Here is a 16,063-nt window from a genome sequence, read left to right on the forward strand (position 1 = left end):
TTCATTATTTAGCCATATTTTCAACAGTCCCAGGTTCTATCAGTTAGTTTTACATTTAAAATGTTGATAATCATTTTCATAATGAGAATTGCTGAGTCGGATAAATCCACGAAACGAGGTAGACCCCATTTCAGTAGCACATTCAGATCCGTCCCGCGATCGCGTCCTCCGTGCAGAAAAAGCACGAGGGTTGCAGGTTTGTTGGCATTGGCAGAAACAGGCGAGAAAAGATAAGGCAAGGAACCATTACTGGTGTCGTGACGTTGTTCGAGAGGCATAGTTGTGACTCCTAATTTGATTTGGGCAATTCAATTTTGGATTTTGGATTGGAATTGAATCTAAAATCCAAAATCGTTCGACTGAGCGTAGCCGAAGTCTAAAATCTAAAATTCCTGTGTACTACCCAGACTCAGCTAACTGCCGCCTTGGCTGGCTGTTTCCACAGTGCGGCTACATACAGCGAGGCATCAAAATCTGGCGCAATGTTCTCGCCCGTGATCCGTGTCTCGTGCTGTGCCCAGTCGGCGAAGAACAAATCGTGGCTGATGCGTCCCACCACCGCCGGCACGTCGCGCCGAATGCTGGGGACGTCGCCGATGGGCAGACCGAAGCTCACAAAGCCTGCGGGGTTGAAGACGTGGATATCCTTCAGGTAAGGTGCGCTGCCGGATACCTTCTCCTGGTATTCGTGGGCACTGCCGAGGTAGGGGTGCGTGCCTAGCTCATCGTCGCGCTGGTCTGTTGGTGGTTCGTAGCGATCGCGCCAGAGGGCGATGTGCTGTGCAAAGTCGGCTAGTTCAGGCCGCTTTGTCGGGTCAACGAAGTAACCAGTGCCTGCGATCGCAAAATCGAACTCAAAAACATCGTCGTTCACCTGCGCGACGATGCGATCGCCCTGCTCGTGCGCTGATCTCCATGTTGCCGACAGGTGTAGGTGGAAGTTCGGGAAGGCGATCGCCCGCTCAATCGCGTCGGGTGGGGGCGTAGAACCAACTTGGCGAAAGCGCCAAGCCTGGAACCAGCGAGCCGCATCGGGCAGTTCTGGATAGTTGTAGTAAGCGCCAGGATACCCGCGCACACGATTTATAGGCAGCGATGCGATCGCTGCCCGCCGTGCGAACAGATGCACCGCCTTTGCTCCCGATTCGAGCGCCACTCCTGCGGCGTCGAAGGCCGAGGCCGCAGCGCCCAGCACTGCTACAGTCTTGCCACGCAGCGCGGTGAAGTCGATGGCATCGGCAGTGTGTGCATACAGCGTGGTAGGCCAGCTAGCACCGATGGCACGAAGGGGCTCGAAGAAGGTGATGAGGGAGAATATTCTTCATGTTTCTCCCTCATTTTGCCTTTTAGACCACCACCAGGCTCTTGTCCACTTGTTTAAATTCGGTGTTACCTACCTTGGATTCGATCGCCGTACCCTTGAAGAATTCGGGGTTGGCTTGGGTGTAAAACTTGTAGGGATTAGCGAATACATAAGACTTGAAGTCGCCTTCGGAAATAACCCCTTCTTGCACCAAATCCCAGCTTTCAGCCAAGGGGGCAGTCAGGTCTGGCACATCCCAATGACCAACATCGGAGGAATAGATCGCGTTAATTTTGACTCCCAAGGGATTAGCTTTGTCGTTGAATGCCGCAGCAATAGTGCGATCGTCGGACTCCGAACCAAAGAAGAAACTGTTCACCCAGCGATCGCGGATGTCCTCGGTTGTTTCAATGCCTGCTGCTGCAAAATCCTCCAATTCGCTACCAATCGGCGCCCGGCTATGATGGCTGAATGAAGATCCTAAGACACTCTTGGTCAATTCGTCCTTGTCGAGGGAATGCCCTTGAGTAATTTCCGCACCGTAGCGCTCAAATATCTCAAACAGCTCATCGGCATTCGTCAGCGCTGGATTGTAGTTTTGCAGCGCCTTCAGATTGCGCTTGGAGAAGCGATCCACCAGATGAATGTAGACGTTGGCACCCCAAGCTGCGCCACCTTCCAGCATAGCCACTCGCAACTGCGGAAAACGTTTGGTAACACCGCCGAAAAACAGCGCCTTAGCAAAGGCTTCCGAACCATCGGCGAAGTGGCCGATATGGTTGTTCATGTAGTTACTAGTGGAGGAGCGTCCAGTCCAACCCTGACTGCCGTAATGGGTAGTGACGGGTACGCCTAGTTCAATGACTTTGGCCCAGAAGGGATCGTAGTCGTATTCACTATCTAGTCCGTAAAAGTCGATATAAGACGCATACTTGGCGATTTCGGGGAATTTATCGGCTGGATACTTATCAGCGATCGCTTTAATTGGCCGTTTCACACCCCCAGTGATATTAATAACTTTTAATCCCAGTGTTTTCACAGCAAACTCTAGCTCCTCAATCCCTTCTTGGGGAGTAGTTAATGGGATGCCAGCTACCGGTATCAGGCGATCGCTATATTTCCGGTAGATATCAGCATGATAGTGATTGACCGCACGTTGCAGTGCCTGACGGTTCTCTGGACTGGCTCCAGCCGGTGCCAAAACATTGTTCGGAAACAACACCGAATAGTCTGACCCCTGCTCCGCCTGACGCTCATAGAGGAGTCCAGGGAGGGTATAAGTGGCGAGATCCAGTGTGTTTTTGGTGACTCTGGCCCACCAAGGCGATCGGATTGTGCGGTTGTAGTGACGTTCTTCAGGGGTTTGTTGATACCAATCTTTACCCCCGCTCTTGGAGTTGAGACGCGAAGCTTCGGTCTTGCGTAATTCGTCTACAAGTTTTACGCCGCCGTAATTGGCAATGTAATCCTCAAATGTCGGGGTGAAATCATTGGTGTGAACGTCGGTGTCGATTACTGGATAATCGAGGGTTGCTTTGATTGCCGCAGAGCGCGAAGTTTTCAATCGGCTATATTCACTCATGTTTTTTTCCTTCCAAAAAATTACAGGGTTTTTCTCACAGCATGGGATGCTGGTTAATTTGTATTAGTCCATGTCTAGCCGCACAACAAACTTACTCCCGGTTGCCAAGGAAAAGGCAAGGGAGTAAGCATATTTTGTTCAGGACTTACGCACAGGTAACGGAAAATCGAACCACAGAGGACGCAGAGAAGCCAGTGCGTTGGGCGGGTTGCCCGACTTGTTCGCGCAGCCTCTCCCTTAGGAGAAGCAACTGGCGCGACACGGAGGAATAAGAGTTTGAGAGGTTTTTTGCGTAAGTCCTATTTGTGTCAAGTTTTTGGCTACAATCTTTAGATTCTATAGGGCGGCGATCTACAGAAGGTGGGCTGCTTAAGCACAGTGCAGATATTAAAAGTCATTTATGCCAATACCAATTTTTCATCTGCTTGTTTGGCGGCAAAACGATTACCCGGACGACGCAATCCCAGGTTTTCACGCAAGGTACTGCCTTCGTATTCAGTACGGAACAGTCCGCGTTTCTGGAGAACGGGAACGACTAGGTTAATGAAGTCATCTAATCCTGTGGGGAGGATTGGTGGCATGATATTAAAGCCATCTGCCGCACCGTTGTTGAACCATTCTTCTAACTGGTCAGCAATGGTTTCCGGAGTACCAAGTATGGTGCGATGTCCTCGGGCGGTGGCAAGAGAGAGATACAATTGGCGCAGTGTGAGAGTTCCACGAGTAGCCAAATCCCTGACTAGTTTGAGACGACTTTTGTTGGTGTTGGTATCAGTGGGTAGCTCAGGAGCCACATCATCTAAGGAATATTTCGCCAGATTCACACCGTTGTAATAGTTCTTTAAAATCCCCCAGGCCACATCGGGATGAATCAGTGATTGCAGGAATTCGTACTTCTCTTGGGCTTCTTCTTCGGTACGGCCAATAATTGGGAAAGCACCAGGCATGATTTTTAAATCGTCTGGGAAGCGCCCATATTTCCCTAGCCTACCTTTGACGTCAGCATAAAATTCCTGTGCATCAGCTAAGGTTTGATTGGCGGTGAAAATCACCTCGGCAGTGCGTGCAGCTAAGTCCCGTCCTGATTCGGAGGCTCCAGCCTGAACAATCACTGGGTAGCCTTGGGGCGAACGACCGACATTTAAAGGGCCTTTTACGGAAAAATATTTGCCCTTGTGGTTGAGTGTATATAGTTTGTCTGGGTCGAAATAGATCCCAGATTCTTTGTCGCGGATGAAAGCATCATCTTCCCAGCTATCCCACAATCCTTTCACCACTTCCACAAACTCTTCGGCGCGTTCATAACGCTGGCTATGTTCTGGGTGATGCTCAAGTCCGAAATTAAGAGCGGCATTCTCATTCCCTATGGTGACTACATTCCACCCCGCCCGGCCATTACTCAAGTAGTCCAGGGAGGCAAACTTCCGCGCCAGGGTGTAGGGTTCTTCATAGGTAGTCGAGGCGGTGGAAATGAAGCCGATGTTTTGGGTGACGGAGGACAAGGCCGAGAAGAGGGTGACCGGCTCGAAATGGACGATTTTACCGTTGCGATGCTGAGTTTCTGGAGCGCCGCCCCAGACTCCTGGGCTATCAGCAAGGAAAACTGCATCGAACAAGCCGTGTTGGGCAGTCTGGGTAATTTCCTTGTAATGCTCGAAATTAAATCCAGCATCTGCTTGTGAATTGGGGTGACGCCAAGCCGATATGTGATGACCAGTGGCTTGAATGAATGCACCTAAACGAAACTTGCGTGTTGTGCTCATATGCTTTTTTCTTTTTTATATATAGTGTGATTGCTGATTTGCGTATAACTAATGCCTTTTCATGTAATGTCAGCTATTACTTTCACTGCTGCTGCGCTTGGTTAATTCCTAACTGCTCAAATGCCTGACACATCTTGGTCAAACCTTCATGGCGGCAAATATCTGATGAGTAGACAACAGCATGTTTGTTTTCAACCGTTGACATCCGCCCAAAAAATACAAAGGATGGCAGAGCGATAAAATACTTTCCCCATAAAGCTTTGAAGTACTCGTGTCTGGCTCCCAGGTATTCACCTCTTGCTAGACACTGAATCTAATAATGGAATGCTTTGGCAGCAACTAAACTTATACTTTAGTTGCCTACTAGTTCCTCTACAAGGAATGAAATAACAGAACTTTAAGTCAGGCTAATAACACAGCAGAATTAGGAATGCTGCTGCTTGGCGCTCGAATTATCATAAATTTATCTAGCAATGTTAGTCCGCAGATAAAGTTTACACGATGGATACAAAAAAATATGTACTGGAGATCACAATCTCATGAAATACTAATTATTAGTTTCTCGAACATTAAGTATTACAAACTGATTGATTGCTTAGTATGTAGTATGTATTCTGCCCTTAAGAAGCATCTATCTCAGATTAACCGTCCGCAGCACACTGGAAAAAAGGGCGTTGCATACATAAGGTGATTTCTGATGAAAAAAATACCTATGTTAACGAGTTTCGACTTCGCCCAACTCTCGACCACTCAGTTGGTTGAGCGACTCGTGCCGAGCGGAGCCGAGGTAAGTCGAAACCAACGGCTATGGTAAATTTATTACTAGAATTCACTCAACATAAGCTTGTGTACTTTGCAATATTCATTTTGTCAGTCTACGGAGATTAAGGAGATTACGTCCGGCAGTGCAGATTGCACAAGCGCTGCTACCCACGATGAAACAATCGGGATGGGGACGCATTGTTAACATTTCCAGCCTAGCGGCTTTGGGTTTGGCTAATCGCACCAGTTATGGGGCGGCTAAAGCAGGATTAATCAGCTTGACCCGCACTTGGGCGTTAGAACTGGCAAAAACTGGAATTACCGTGAATGCGATCGCACCCGGGATGATTGAAACTGAAATGTTTCATGAAAAAGTTTCTCCCGGCAGTAAGGAAGAACAGCTCTATTCAAGCATGATTCCAATGGGTCGGTTCGGTCAGCTCAAAGAGATTGCTGCCGCGATCGCCTTCTTCTGCTCTGAGGAAGCAGCGTTCATCACGGGACAAACCTTATTTGTCGATGCTGGAGCAAGTATCGGTCGCAATCTTATCTGAACACAGATCATCAGTAAAGCCTCTGTCTCAAACAACGAAGTAGCTAGTCAAGCGTATTTATCAACTAACAAGGGGTTTAAGCCGTGGAAAGGCTGAGGCAGCTTTCTGAATTTTTGTACAAAAAGATTCGCGACTTTTTAAATAAGTCGGGAATCTGAGCTTTTGGATTTTCACTAGTACACCACGGCCTAAATTCAGCTAGCTAACAAGGGGCAATTATTCGTTGGGTACATGGTTGGGTGATTCCCGAATAAATTGCGATCGGACAAAATCCCTTGTTAAAGGTAGGTAAACTGACGCCACACTGTACTAGTCTAAAGTTGATAGACTATTGACTTTTGCCTATTCTCTAATGAGGTACAGCCAATTTTGCATCGGCTACCTGAGCATTATCGGCAACAATTTTGCGGAATAAATCACCTTCAATAGTCTCCTGTTCTGCTAACAAATCTACTAAACGCTCCAAAACTATGCGGTTGAGTTGCAACAGTTCTTTTGATCTGATATAACAATTGTTAACAATTTCGCGCACCTGCGAATCAATTTTGGCGGCAATTTCCTCAGAATAGTCTGATTTATTCATCCAGTCGCGTCCCAAAAATACCTCTGCACTCTGATTTTCTAAGGACAATGGGCCTAATTCTGACATCCCGAACCGGGTCACCATCTGCCGGGCCATAGTTGTCACGTGTTGCAGGTCATTCCCTGCACCTGTGGTCACTTCTGGCTTCCCAAAAACAATTTCCTCGGCGGCGCGACCACCCAAAGTAGCAGTTATTCGGGCTTTGAGTTGGGAACGGGAAATTAACCCCTGTTCTTCGTTGGGAGTAAACCAAGTTAATCCTAGTGCTTGTCCCCGTGGAATGAGTGTAACTTTCTGTACAGGGTCATGGTCTTTGAGCAATGTGCCCACTAAAGCATGTCCAACTTCATGATAGGCAATCAAGCGCTTGCTCTTGCTGTCTACCAAGGCGGTACCTTCCATACCGGCAACAACTCTATCCACAGCAGCATCAATTTCTAAAAGGGTGACAGCTTCTTTCCGCCTCCTAGCAGTGAGAATGGCAGCTTCGTTGAGTAAGTTGGCTAAATCTGCGCCAGTAAAACCAGGAGTGCGGCGGGCGATCGCTTCTAATGATACGCTAGGATCGATTTTTTTATTCCGCGCGTGGACTTTCAAAATATCCAGTCGCCCTTTGAGATCCGGTGCATCCACCATCACTTGTCTGTCAAAGCGTCCTGGTCTGAGCAGCGCTGCATCTAGAACATCGGGGCGGTTAGTGGCAGCAATAATAATGATGCCTGTGTTACCTTCAAAACCATCCATTTCGGTGAGCAGTTGGTTGAGGGTTTGTTCTCGCTCATCGTTACCGCCACCGATTCCAGCACCCCGTTGTCTACCTACTGCGTCAATTTCATCGATAAATATTAGACATGGGGCATTATCTTTGGCTTTTTTGAAGAGGTCACGCACACGGGATGCACCCACACCGACGAACATTTCCACGAATTCTGAACCGGAAATGCTAAAGAATGGTACACCTGCTTCACCTGCGATCGCTTTTGCTAGTAAAGTTTTACCTGTACCAGGGGGGCCAATTAACAGCACTCCTTTGGGAATACGTGCGCCTACAGCGGTAAATCTTTCTGGCTGTTTGAGGAAAGTAACAACTTCTTCCAGTTCTTCTTTAGCTTCTTCAACCCCAGCTACGTCTTCAAATTTCACTCCAGTTTTGGCCTCCATTTGGAAGCGAGCTCTGGACTTGCCGAAATTCATCGCTTGGCTAGAAGCATTAGTAGAGCGCCGCAGGAACAATAGCATTAAAGCCAGCAGTGGTAAAATCCACATGAGATTGATCAACAGTCCAACAGCAGCTCGACTCTTAGCAGAGGAAACTTCGCCAAAATCAACATTTTTCTCTTTGAGTATGTTAATTAACTCTGTGTTCTGTGCCAAAAGTGCCACCTGTTGCGGTGGCGTATTCTCTTTTTGCCCCTTTAGATAAACCCTTGCTAGTTGTTCGGTTTCGTCAATCTCTACTTTTTCGACTTCTCCCGCCTTCGCTTTCTTGAGCAAATCACCATAATTTAGAGAGGTGCTCTCAGCTTTTTGTGCCAAAACGGGAGTACTCACGAAAATTCCTGGCAACATAATCAAACTAGCTGCGAGCGCACCAACCCAAGCAACACGTTTTGAAGACTGCCTTTTTACCAATGCTTTTTTTCCCAAATTTGTCATAATAATTACCCTTTGTCTGCTGGCACAAGTTGAGCGCTGGTTTTATGCCTATTCTTCTAGCAAAAATTGTAATAACTGGAAATTACACTTTTCTTATCTAGTCTAACTTCCACACAAAACCATTCCCAAGTTTCTTTCGGCTATTGCATGAAGTTGAGCAACCTAGATAATTATTCTGGCTCCTGACTCCTGACCAAAGAGGCAGGGGAGCAGGGAGCAGGGGGAGAAAAATTCTGGAATTCCCCTGGCTTTAAGGGTTTCAGAGCAAATAAATTTATTTATGGGGTTCTCCCCTCTGCCCCCAGCAAGAACTGCCCCTTTTCCTCTTAACTCCCGACTCCTAGCTGTTAACTCCTTTGTTATAAAATTTTCCAGGAGATTTTAATTTGACACATTCCGACACAAATCGCTAAAATAAACATAGTCATAACGATTCCGCTTTAGAAAAAATCTGTTGATAGTAGCTAGTTAATAGTTTGTAGGTTAATTATGGTTAGAATTGTTGGCATTGGCGGTAGTTTAAGACCCAACTCCTATACCCAGCTTGCTTTAGAAGTAGCAGTGCAAAGGGTTGAAGCTGTGGGTGCAGAGGTAGAAATTCTCGATTTACGGCAGTTGCAGTTACCGTTTTGTACTGGTGCAAAGGAGTATCCAGAGTATCCAGATGTTCAACGGTTGCAAGATACAGTCAGTCGTGCCGATGGATTAATTTTAGCGACACCTGAGTATCATGGTGGGGTTAGTGGTGTCCTGAAAAATGCCCTGGATTTGATGAGCTTTGAGCAACTGTCGGATAAAGTCACAGGACTAATTAGTGTCTTGGGTGGTCAGTCAAATAGTAATGCTTTAAATGAGCTCCGGCTAATTATTCGTTGGGTACATGGTTGGGTGATTCCCGAACAAATTGCGATCGGACAAGCTTGGGGTGCTTTCAATCCTGAAAACAAGCTAGTAGATGAGAAACTCTCTCAAAGATTTGATCAATTTGCTCAGAGTTTAGTTGATAATACTCGCAAGCTGCGGGGCGTAAATTAGTTGTTGGGTGGGCAAAGCTTTGCCCACCCCACACCACTCAACTCAACTTAATGGTGGTGATGGTGGTGATGGTGATCCCCAGCTAGTTGGGGATTAACTGCCAAACTTTGTGACAACAGCTCTGCAATATGAGCATCAGCCCATTGGGCCGCCATAGCCAAAAATTCTGGATGGTCGTTGACGCAAGCCATTTGCACGTAGTTCGTACCAGGATGCTGTTTTTCCAAAGCATGGATGATATGGTGGACATCCAATAAAGTTTCGTGGTTTTCTGTGGCAAAGCCAATTGGCATAAAAATTACCACTTTTGCACCTAATTGAATTAGGTTATTTGCTGCTTGTTGGGCGTTTGGCTGTGTCCAATCAATTAGAGGCGTGTCATGATTGAGCCAACCCACTGAGATTAAAGGATAGCGGTTAATCAACTTATCCCGAACTAAATCGTACATTGCTTGACTTTCGGCAATTCCAGAAGTAAAGCCTTTGGCTTTGTGCGGACAACCGTGATTCATTAACACAATGCCGATTTGAGAAGGTAGATAAGCTGCGGCTAACTCAGCAATTTTCTCCTCAACCAGATGAGCCATCAAATCGATGTAAGCTGGTTCATTGAAGAAAGAAGGAATGTAGCGCTGTGCTTTAACCCAGTGTTCTTCACCATCAGTCAACTCAACGAGAGCGTTGTTAACTTGCTCGATCGCAATACCACTAGTAAAGATAGAATCAACAACCAGCAGTGGGTAGATTAGCAGCTTATCGAAGCCTTGGTTTTTGATTTCTGCCAAGACTTGATTGGGTAGGAAAGGGGCGCAAAAGTTGAAAGCTTTGAAAACTTGAATATTATCACCCCATTTTTCTTGTAAATGCTTCTCGATCCCAGCCCGCTGCTGTTCAAAGATGGCATTATGTGGGGAGATAAAATCGTGGTGTGTGTGTCCCCACTCATGGCGGTCAAATAGCGCCAAAAGTTTTGCCAGGGGGGGATAAATCCAGGTTGGCACCGGTGCAAATTTTGCTGTCAGTAGATTTAAAGCCTGTTCGTTATAATTGGCGAAATCTTCGTAGCTTTCGACTTCGCCGTAGCCCATAAGCAGTACGGCTACACGGTCTTTACCTGATAGATGCTCGTGGGTGTGTTGTACTTTTTCCGGCGTGGCAACCACAATGACTTCCTCAATATAACAAAATTGCACAGAGATATGAAGTTAGGGAATAGGTTGAATATTTCCCCTACTAATAACTTATTATCCCATCCAGGGGGATAGGATAGGTGGTAAAATCAAAATAATACATCAAAAGACATACAAGATTTACGTGGGGCATTGGGTACTTGTACTGAGCGACTTGTGCCGACCGGAGCCGAGGTAAGCCGTTGGCGCAGCCTCTCCAAGAGTTGTATTGGGCATGGAAAATTGAATCAATCCGCCATCTATATATATTGCTAGAATAGCGAAAGCGGTTAAGATGCCGAAAAGCTGCATGTCTCAGTGAAATTAATTTGGTGCAGCTTTGTGTAAAATGCGTCTATCAAGATTTAAGTCTTCAACAATTCCCAACATCAAGTTGAGAGATTCAAAATATTCTCTTAAAGGTGCAAAGCTCAACATACTTTTATATAAATTAGGGTCAAATAAATTATTTTCTACTGTTTCTTCAATGGCTATGTATATTATGTCATCAACAAAGGAAATATAAATATTTCTAGCTGAACTTTTGATTTTGTGAGGTTTGGTGTAGTTGCAAATGCATCGATATCATCTATAAATAACTCTGTAAATAAAAGTTGCCTTGCCCATTTCCTGGTTGATTCATGTTCATTAATCAGGAGTTACCCACAAAGAGCGATCGCTTGATTAATTTGCCTATTCTATTGATATGCTTTTATCAGCTATTTGTGTGCTTGCAAATATTCTTTTGTAGCCACAGAAGCATCTCGAAAAAAATATTCAATGATCTAATTGCTTCTTAATAGCGTTTTTTATTAAGAGCTTGATAACTATTTTTTATAAGTTCGGTCGCTTGTGTAAAAGAAAGTTTTAAAATAGTATTGTTTCGGAAAAATATGTGGTGTTGCTATAATTTACTAAGTAGAAATAAAATAATATAGCAATCCTAAATTATTTGTAAAAAGTTCATTTTTTTTTGTATTTTCAGAGAGGTTGTGCCCTAAGCGAAGCTATGCCGCAGGCTTTACAAGACGCTCTGCGAACGTGTCCTTCGCTAATAGACCACCACAGCAGATTTAAGTTATTAATATGAAAAGCTGCTAGTACGATATACATCCGCAATTTTCAGAATAGACAGATGAGTATAATTATTTGCCCTGGAATTCATGAGTCAAATTTAACTGAAAGCTTTAAAGTCGGATTATTAGATATGGTTTCTAATGGCGCGATCGCTTATAATGCCGCAAATATACTGATTTATCCGGGTAAAGATGTTTTGGTTCTATCAGCATTTCATATCTTACAGTTTTTGCGCGATCGCTTGACCAGCTCTTTAAAATCACCAATTATATTCATTAGCTTTAGTGCTGGCGTTGTTGGGGCAATAGGGGCAGCGCATTTGTGGCAACTCTTGGGTGGTCGTGTGAAAGCATTTATTGCTATAGATGGATGGGGAGTACCACTACAGGGTAATTTCCCTATTCATCGGATGAGCCATGATTATTTCACCCATTGGAGTTCCTGTTTGCTAGGTAGTGGGCAAAATAACTTTTATGCACAGCCAGCAGTTGATCATTTGTGCATGTGGAAATCGCCCCAAACTGTACAAGGCTGGTGGGTAGATTCATCCATTGGGATTTTTCCACCCAAAGGTGATCTCACAGCATCTGAGTTTTTGCTTATGCTGTTAAAGCGCTATGAAACAAATTAATCCGGACAATGGAGTAAGTAAACAGGAGTTAGGAGTGAGGAGTGAGGAGTTAGGAGTTAGGAGTTAGGAATTAAGAGTCAGCATTTATTCTCCCCTCTGCCCCATACCCCATGCCCCATGCCCCATACCCCATCTACCCAAAGCAAAGTATCTAAATGTTTCCAACTGAACCAACTGCTGCTAATAACGGATTTGGCGCACTGCTAAAAAACCGTGGTTTTATGCTCCTGTGGATTGGGCAACTGCTGTCCCAGTTAGCAGATAAGGTCTTCTTCGTTTTGCTGATTGCTCTGCTGGAGAACTATCCACCGCTTCGGGGGTTGGCACGAAACTCTATGTATTCGACCTTGATGCTGTCGTTTACAATACCAGCAATTTTGTTCGGTTCTGCTGGTGGTATCTTTGTTGACCGCTTACCAAAAAAGCTGATTCTGGTCGGCTCAGATGTCGTGCGGGGAATATTAACGCTGTGTCTTCCCTTGTTACCACGAGAGTTCCTGATTCTGTTAATCCTGACTTTTGCCATTTCCACGGTGACGCAGTTTTTTGCACCAGCTGAACAAGCAGCCATTCCCTTATTGGTGAAGCGAGAGAATTTGTTGGCAGCCAATGCACTGTTTAGCAGCACGATGATGGGAGCTTTAATTGTTGGCTTTGCTATCGGAGAGCCGATTTTGAGTTTGGCAAAAAGCTTGATGGGAGAAGAATACGGTCAAGAGCTTGTGGTTGGTGGATTATACATATTATCGGGTGCTATTATCCAGCCAGTTAAGTTTAAAGAACCCAAACGACCGACGGAGCATCGGGCATCAAATCACCCTTGGGCTGAATTCACCGAGAGCCTGCGCTATCTCAAGAAAAACCCTTTGATCTTGAACGCCATGCTGCAATTGACAACTTTATATTGTGTGTTTGCAGCCTTAACAGTGCTAACAATTCGATTAGCCGAGGAGTTTGGTCTCAAAGAAAAACAGTTTGGCTTTTTCTTGGCAGCAGCAGGGGTAGGTATGGTATTTGGTGCGGCGATTTTAGGAAACTGGGGTGATAAATTGCGTCACAAGCCCCTACCTTTAATGGGATTTTTGATGATTGCAATAGTTTTAGGGGTGTTCACTTTTACGCACAACTTATTGCTGGCGTTAGGACTCTGTGCATTTTTGGGTGTAGGTGCTGCCTTAATTGGTGTACCCATGCAAACTTTAATTCAACAGCAAACACCACCTACGATGCACGGTAAAGTATTTGGCTTTCAAAATCATGCCGTCAACATCGCTCTGGCGTTACCTCTGGCGATTACTGGGCCATTAACTGATGCTCTAGGCTTGCGATTTGTGCTTGTAGGAATGAGTATTGTTGTCGTAGTTGTCGGTGTTTGGGCTTGGAAAAATACTCGCACAGTCTTGCAAGACGTAATTTAATTAATGTAGGCTAATAGTCTAACTTTATATTTAATATATAAAATTCTTAGAATTTGATTGTACTTTTCAATTAAAATGAAATCTTAACTACAGAATTCAGCATTTATTTTAGCTATAGTCTGAGGTTTGGCCGTGCGATCGCTTTCCCAAATTAGTCTGCCACAAACTGAGAATCACAAACAGTCTCGTACTTCTAGCCCACCAGTCGTGCCCAAACGTGCATCTGGCGGTTTTGCTCTGCTTGACAGCCTTCATCGCCACGGGGTTGATTATATTTTTGGTTATCCGGGTGGGGCAATTCTACCAATTTACGACGACCTGTATAAGGTAGAAGCAACTGGTGCTATGAAGCACATTCTTGTGAGACACGAACAAGGCGCAGCCCACGCTGCTGATGGTTACGCCCGTGCCACAGGGAAAGTAGGAGTATGCTTTGGCACTTCTGGCCCAGGAGCAACTAACTTGGTGACAGGCATCGCTACAGCCTACATGGATTCAATCCCGATGGTTGTGGTTACAGGACAGGTAGCACGTCCGTCCATTGGTACAGATGCGTTTCAGGAAACTGATATTTACGGGATTACGCTACCAATCGTGAAGCACTCCTATGTAGTGCGTGACCCCAAAGATATGGCGCGAATTGTCGCCGAAGCGTTCCACATCGCTAGCACTGGGCGTCCGGGGCCAGTTTTGATTGATGTCCCCAAAGATGTAGCGTTAGAAGAATTTGACTACATACCTGTAAAACCAGGTTCAGTGAAGTTACGCGGTTATCGTCCCACGGTGAAGGGAAATCCCCGGCAAATTAATGCCGCGATCCAGTTGATCACAGAAAGTCGCCGTCCGCTATTGTATGTCGGTGGTGGTGCGATCGCAGCTGGTGCCCACGAAGAAGTAAAAGAACTAGCTGAATTATTCAACATCCCTGTCACCACAACCTTAATGGGGATCGGTGCCTTTGACGAACATCATCCCCTAGCTTTGGGAATGTTAGGGATGCACGGCACGGCTTACGCTAACTTCGCCGTTAGTGATTGTGACTTGCTAATTTGCGTCGGTGCTAGATTTGACGATCGCGTAACTGGTAAGTTAGACGAATTCGCCTCTCGTGCCAAAGTAATTCACATCGACATCGATCCAGCAGAAGTCGGCAAAAACCGCGTTCCTGAAGTGCCCATCGTCGGCGATGTGCGGAATGTGTTGGTAGACTTATTGCGTCGATGCAAAGAAGCAGGCGTCAAGGCTACACCTAATCAAAACCAAGAATGGCTAAATTTAGTTAACCGTTGGCGCGAAGAGTATCCTCTAATAGTGCCGCAGCATCCGGACAGCATTTCCCCCCAAGAAGTGATCGTAGAAGTCAGTAACCAAGCACCCCAGGCTTTCTACACCACAGATGTGGGACAGCATCAAATGTGGGCAGCACAATTCCTGAAGAATGGCCCAAGGCGCTGGATTTCTAGTGCTGGTTTGGGAACGATGGGTTTTGGCTTACCTGCGGCAATGGGCGCTAAAGTGGCTTTTCCTGATGAAGAAGTCATTTGTATCAGCGGTGATGCCAGTTTCCAAATGTGTTTGCAGGAACTTGGTACACTGGCACAGTATGGGATAAATGTCAAGACAATAATTATCAATAACGGCTGGCAAGGGATGGTGCGCCAGTGGCAGCAAGCCTTCTATGGTGAGCGTTACTCATGCTCAAACATGGAGGTAGGGATGCCAGACATAGAGTTGTTAGCAAAAGCCTATGGGATTAAGGGCATGGTAATTAGCGATCGCAGTGAATTGAAAAATGCGATCGCCGAAATGCTGGCACACAAAGGCCCAGTGATCTTGAATGTCCATGTCACTAGAGACGAAAACTGCTATCCAATGGTAGCTCCTGGCAAAAGCAACGCTCAAATGGTTGGCTTGCAGAAGCAACCGCCGAAAGCAGCAGCAGAGCCAGTTTATTGTAGCAACTGCAATGCAAAAAATGCTCCCACCCACAACTTCTGCGCTGAGTGTGGGACGAAGCTGTAACGCTTTTTGATAATTCAGACCAGAGAGGTAGGGGAGCGAGGAGAAGGGGAGAAAGATGCAGGAATTCTCCCTAATTCCTGCCCCCTTTCCTCTTGCGTAGGCATCGCTTAATCTGCCAGATTAGGTTGAGGTAAAAAGATATTTCCCAAATAATTCATTAGATCGCTTTGACTGTTGAAATCTAACAGCGCCTCAGCTAACTCTTCTAGTTGAGTAATGGGTAATGTACGAATCTGCTGTTCTATCTCTGGTTCAATTGCACTAAACCGACGTGTTAACTGACGCAAAATCAGTTGTAGCGCCTCCTGTTTCTTTCCTCGTTCTTCTCCTTGTTGCAAACCCTGTTGCAATCCTTTTTGCAGAATGTCTTGGTAAATCACAGATTCTTGCATAATTTCCTCTCTGAAAAGCTGTGTAATACCAAGTTGCCAAAGATAGTATTGTTACATTCCGTTATATTGAACAGAGCCAAGAAAATCCGACTTCTCCCTTAACAGTTAGGGGGTTA

At 45.7% G+C, this 16,063-nt stretch carries 14 protein-coding genes; 5 read left to right on the forward strand and 9 right to left on the reverse strand.

What is annotated here, in order from left to right; genetic code table 11:
- Nucleotides 1–20: 20 nt before the first annotated feature.
- From V7K49_RS25065 to V7K49_RS25085, 5 genes are all read right to left on the reverse strand, one after another.
- On the reverse strand, nt 21–278 hold the full coding sequence (locus tag V7K49_RS25065) for a hypothetical protein (RefSeq protein ID WP_335208044.1): 258 nt from the start codon (nt 276–278) through the stop codon (nt 21–23).
- Between the two features lie 131 nt (nt 279–409).
- A complete protein-coding gene (locus tag V7K49_RS25070; protein WP_335208045.1) occupies nt 410–1,195 on the reverse strand; it encodes a hypothetical protein in 786 nt (261 codons plus the stop codon).
- Nucleotides 1,196–1,346: 151 nt separating this feature from the next.
- Nucleotides 1,347–2,885 (reverse strand): amidohydrolase family protein, encoded by a 1,539-nt coding sequence (locus V7K49_RS25075; RefSeq protein ID WP_335208046.1) that lies wholly within the window; start codon nt 2,883–2,885, stop codon nt 1,347–1,349.
- A 398-nt stretch (nt 2,886–3,283) separates the two neighbouring features.
- Nucleotides 3,284–4,648 carry an LLM class flavin-dependent oxidoreductase gene (locus V7K49_RS25080; RefSeq protein ID WP_335208047.1) on the reverse strand — a complete coding sequence of 455 codons (1,365 nt, stop codon included), beginning with the start codon at nt 4,646–4,648 and terminating at the stop codon, nt 3,284–3,286.
- Nucleotides 4,649–4,730: 82 nt separating this feature from the next.
- Complete coding sequence (locus V7K49_RS25085) at nt 4,731–4,853, reverse strand: hypothetical protein (protein WP_334869332.1); 123 nt, start codon at nt 4,851–4,853, stop codon at nt 4,731–4,733.
- A 700-nt stretch (nt 4,854–5,553) separates the two neighbouring features.
- On the opposite strand from V7K49_RS25085, the gene V7K49_RS25090 reads away from it, so the two are divergent.
- Complete coding sequence (locus V7K49_RS25090) at nt 5,554–5,964, forward strand: SDR family oxidoreductase (protein ID WP_335208049.1); 411 nt, start codon at nt 5,554–5,556, stop codon at nt 5,962–5,964.
- Between the two features lie 349 nt (nt 5,965–6,313).
- Here the strand turns inward: V7K49_RS25090 and ftsH are convergent, their stop codons facing one another.
- On the reverse strand, nt 6,314–8,203 hold the full coding sequence (gene ftsH, locus V7K49_RS25095; protein ID WP_335208050.1) for an ATP-dependent zinc metalloprotease FtsH: 1,890 nt from the start codon (nt 8,201–8,203) through the stop codon (nt 6,314–6,316).
- A 489-nt stretch (nt 8,204–8,692) separates the two neighbouring features.
- Between ftsH and V7K49_RS25100 the strand changes: the two genes are divergently transcribed.
- Nucleotides 8,693–9,238, forward strand: coding sequence for an NADPH-dependent FMN reductase (locus tag V7K49_RS25100; protein WP_335208051.1), 546 nt, complete (start codon nt 8,693–8,695; stop codon nt 9,236–9,238).
- A 47-nt stretch (nt 9,239–9,285) separates the two neighbouring features.
- On the opposite strand, the gene V7K49_RS25105 is transcribed toward V7K49_RS25100, so the two are convergent.
- Together V7K49_RS25105 and V7K49_RS25110 are read right to left on the reverse strand one after the other, a co-directional pair.
- Nucleotides 9,286–10,401 carry a ferrochelatase gene (locus V7K49_RS25105; RefSeq protein WP_335208058.1) on the reverse strand — a complete coding sequence of 372 codons (1,116 nt, stop codon included), beginning with the start codon at nt 10,399–10,401 and terminating at the stop codon, nt 9,286–9,288.
- Nucleotides 10,402–10,731: 330 nt separating this feature from the next.
- Nucleotides 10,732–10,983, reverse strand: a complete 252-nt coding sequence (locus V7K49_RS25110; protein ID WP_335208059.1) for a DUF3137 domain-containing protein — start codon at nt 10,981–10,983, stop codon at nt 10,732–10,734.
- Nucleotides 10,984–11,542: 559 nt separating this feature from the next.
- Here V7K49_RS25110 and V7K49_RS25115 point away from each other — a divergent pair.
- The 3 genes from V7K49_RS25115 to ilvB all read left to right on the forward strand — a co-directional run bounded on the left by V7K49_RS25115 (nt 11,543) and on the right by ilvB (nt 15,555).
- Nucleotides 11,543–12,115, forward strand: coding sequence for a hypothetical protein (locus V7K49_RS25115; protein WP_335208053.1), 573 nt, complete (start codon nt 11,543–11,545; stop codon nt 12,113–12,115).
- 155 nt (nt 12,116–12,270) lie between these two features.
- Nucleotides 12,271–13,533 carry an MFS transporter gene (locus V7K49_RS25120; RefSeq protein WP_335208055.1) on the forward strand — a complete coding sequence of 421 codons (1,263 nt, stop codon included), beginning with the start codon at nt 12,271–12,273 and terminating at the stop codon, nt 13,531–13,533.
- 132 nt (nt 13,534–13,665) lie between these two features.
- Nucleotides 13,666–15,555 carry a biosynthetic-type acetolactate synthase large subunit gene (gene ilvB, locus V7K49_RS25125; RefSeq protein WP_334869345.1) on the forward strand — a complete coding sequence of 630 codons (1,890 nt, stop codon included), beginning with the start codon at nt 13,666–13,668 and terminating at the stop codon, nt 15,553–15,555.
- Nucleotides 15,556–15,662: 107 nt separating this feature from the next.
- Here the strand turns inward: ilvB and V7K49_RS25130 are convergent, their stop codons facing one another.
- Nucleotides 15,663–15,947, reverse strand: a complete 285-nt coding sequence (locus V7K49_RS25130; protein ID WP_335208056.1) for a DUF4351 domain-containing protein — start codon at nt 15,945–15,947, stop codon at nt 15,663–15,665.
- Nucleotides 15,948–16,063 lie beyond the last annotated feature (116 nt).

The sequence above is a fragment of the Nostoc sp. genome, assembly GCF_036919675.1.
In the GTDB taxonomy this organism is placed as follows: domain Bacteria; phylum Cyanobacteriota; class Cyanobacteriia; order Cyanobacteriales; family Nostocaceae; genus Nostoc.

What these genes read in the sequence shown, in the direction of transcription:
- V7K49_RS25065 (WP_335208044.1), bottom strand. Translation starts at nt 278, where the DNA reads ATGCCTCTCGAACAACGTCACGACACCAGTAATGGTTCCTTGCCTTAT.
- V7K49_RS25075 (WP_335208046.1), bottom strand. Translation starts at nt 2,885, where the DNA reads ATGAGTGAATATAGCCGATTGAAAACTTCGCGCTCTGCGGCAATCAAA.
- V7K49_RS25080 (WP_335208047.1), bottom strand. Translation starts at nt 4,648, where the DNA reads ATGAGCACAACACGCAAGTTTCGTTTAGGTGCATTCATTCAAGCCACT.
- V7K49_RS25085 (WP_334869332.1), bottom strand. Translation starts at nt 4,853, where the DNA reads ATGTCAACGGTTGAAAACAAACATGCTGTTGTCTACTCATCAGATATT.
- ftsH (WP_335208050.1), bottom strand. Translation starts at nt 8,203, where the DNA reads ATGACAAATTTGGGAAAAAAAGCATTGGTAAAAAGGCAGTCTTCAAAA.
- V7K49_RS25100 (WP_335208051.1), top strand. Translation starts at nt 8,693, where the DNA reads ATGGTTAGAATTGTTGGCATTGGCGGTAGTTTAAGACCCAACTCCTAT.
- V7K49_RS25115 (WP_335208053.1), top strand. Translation starts at nt 11,543, where the DNA reads ATGAGTATAATTATTTGCCCTGGAATTCATGAGTCAAATTTAACTGAA.
- V7K49_RS25120 (WP_335208055.1), top strand. Translation starts at nt 12,271, where the DNA reads ATGTTTCCAACTGAACCAACTGCTGCTAATAACGGATTTGGCGCACTG.
- V7K49_RS25130 (WP_335208056.1), bottom strand. Translation starts at nt 15,947, where the DNA reads ATGCAAGAATCTGTGATTTACCAAGACATTCTGCAAAAAGGATTGCAA.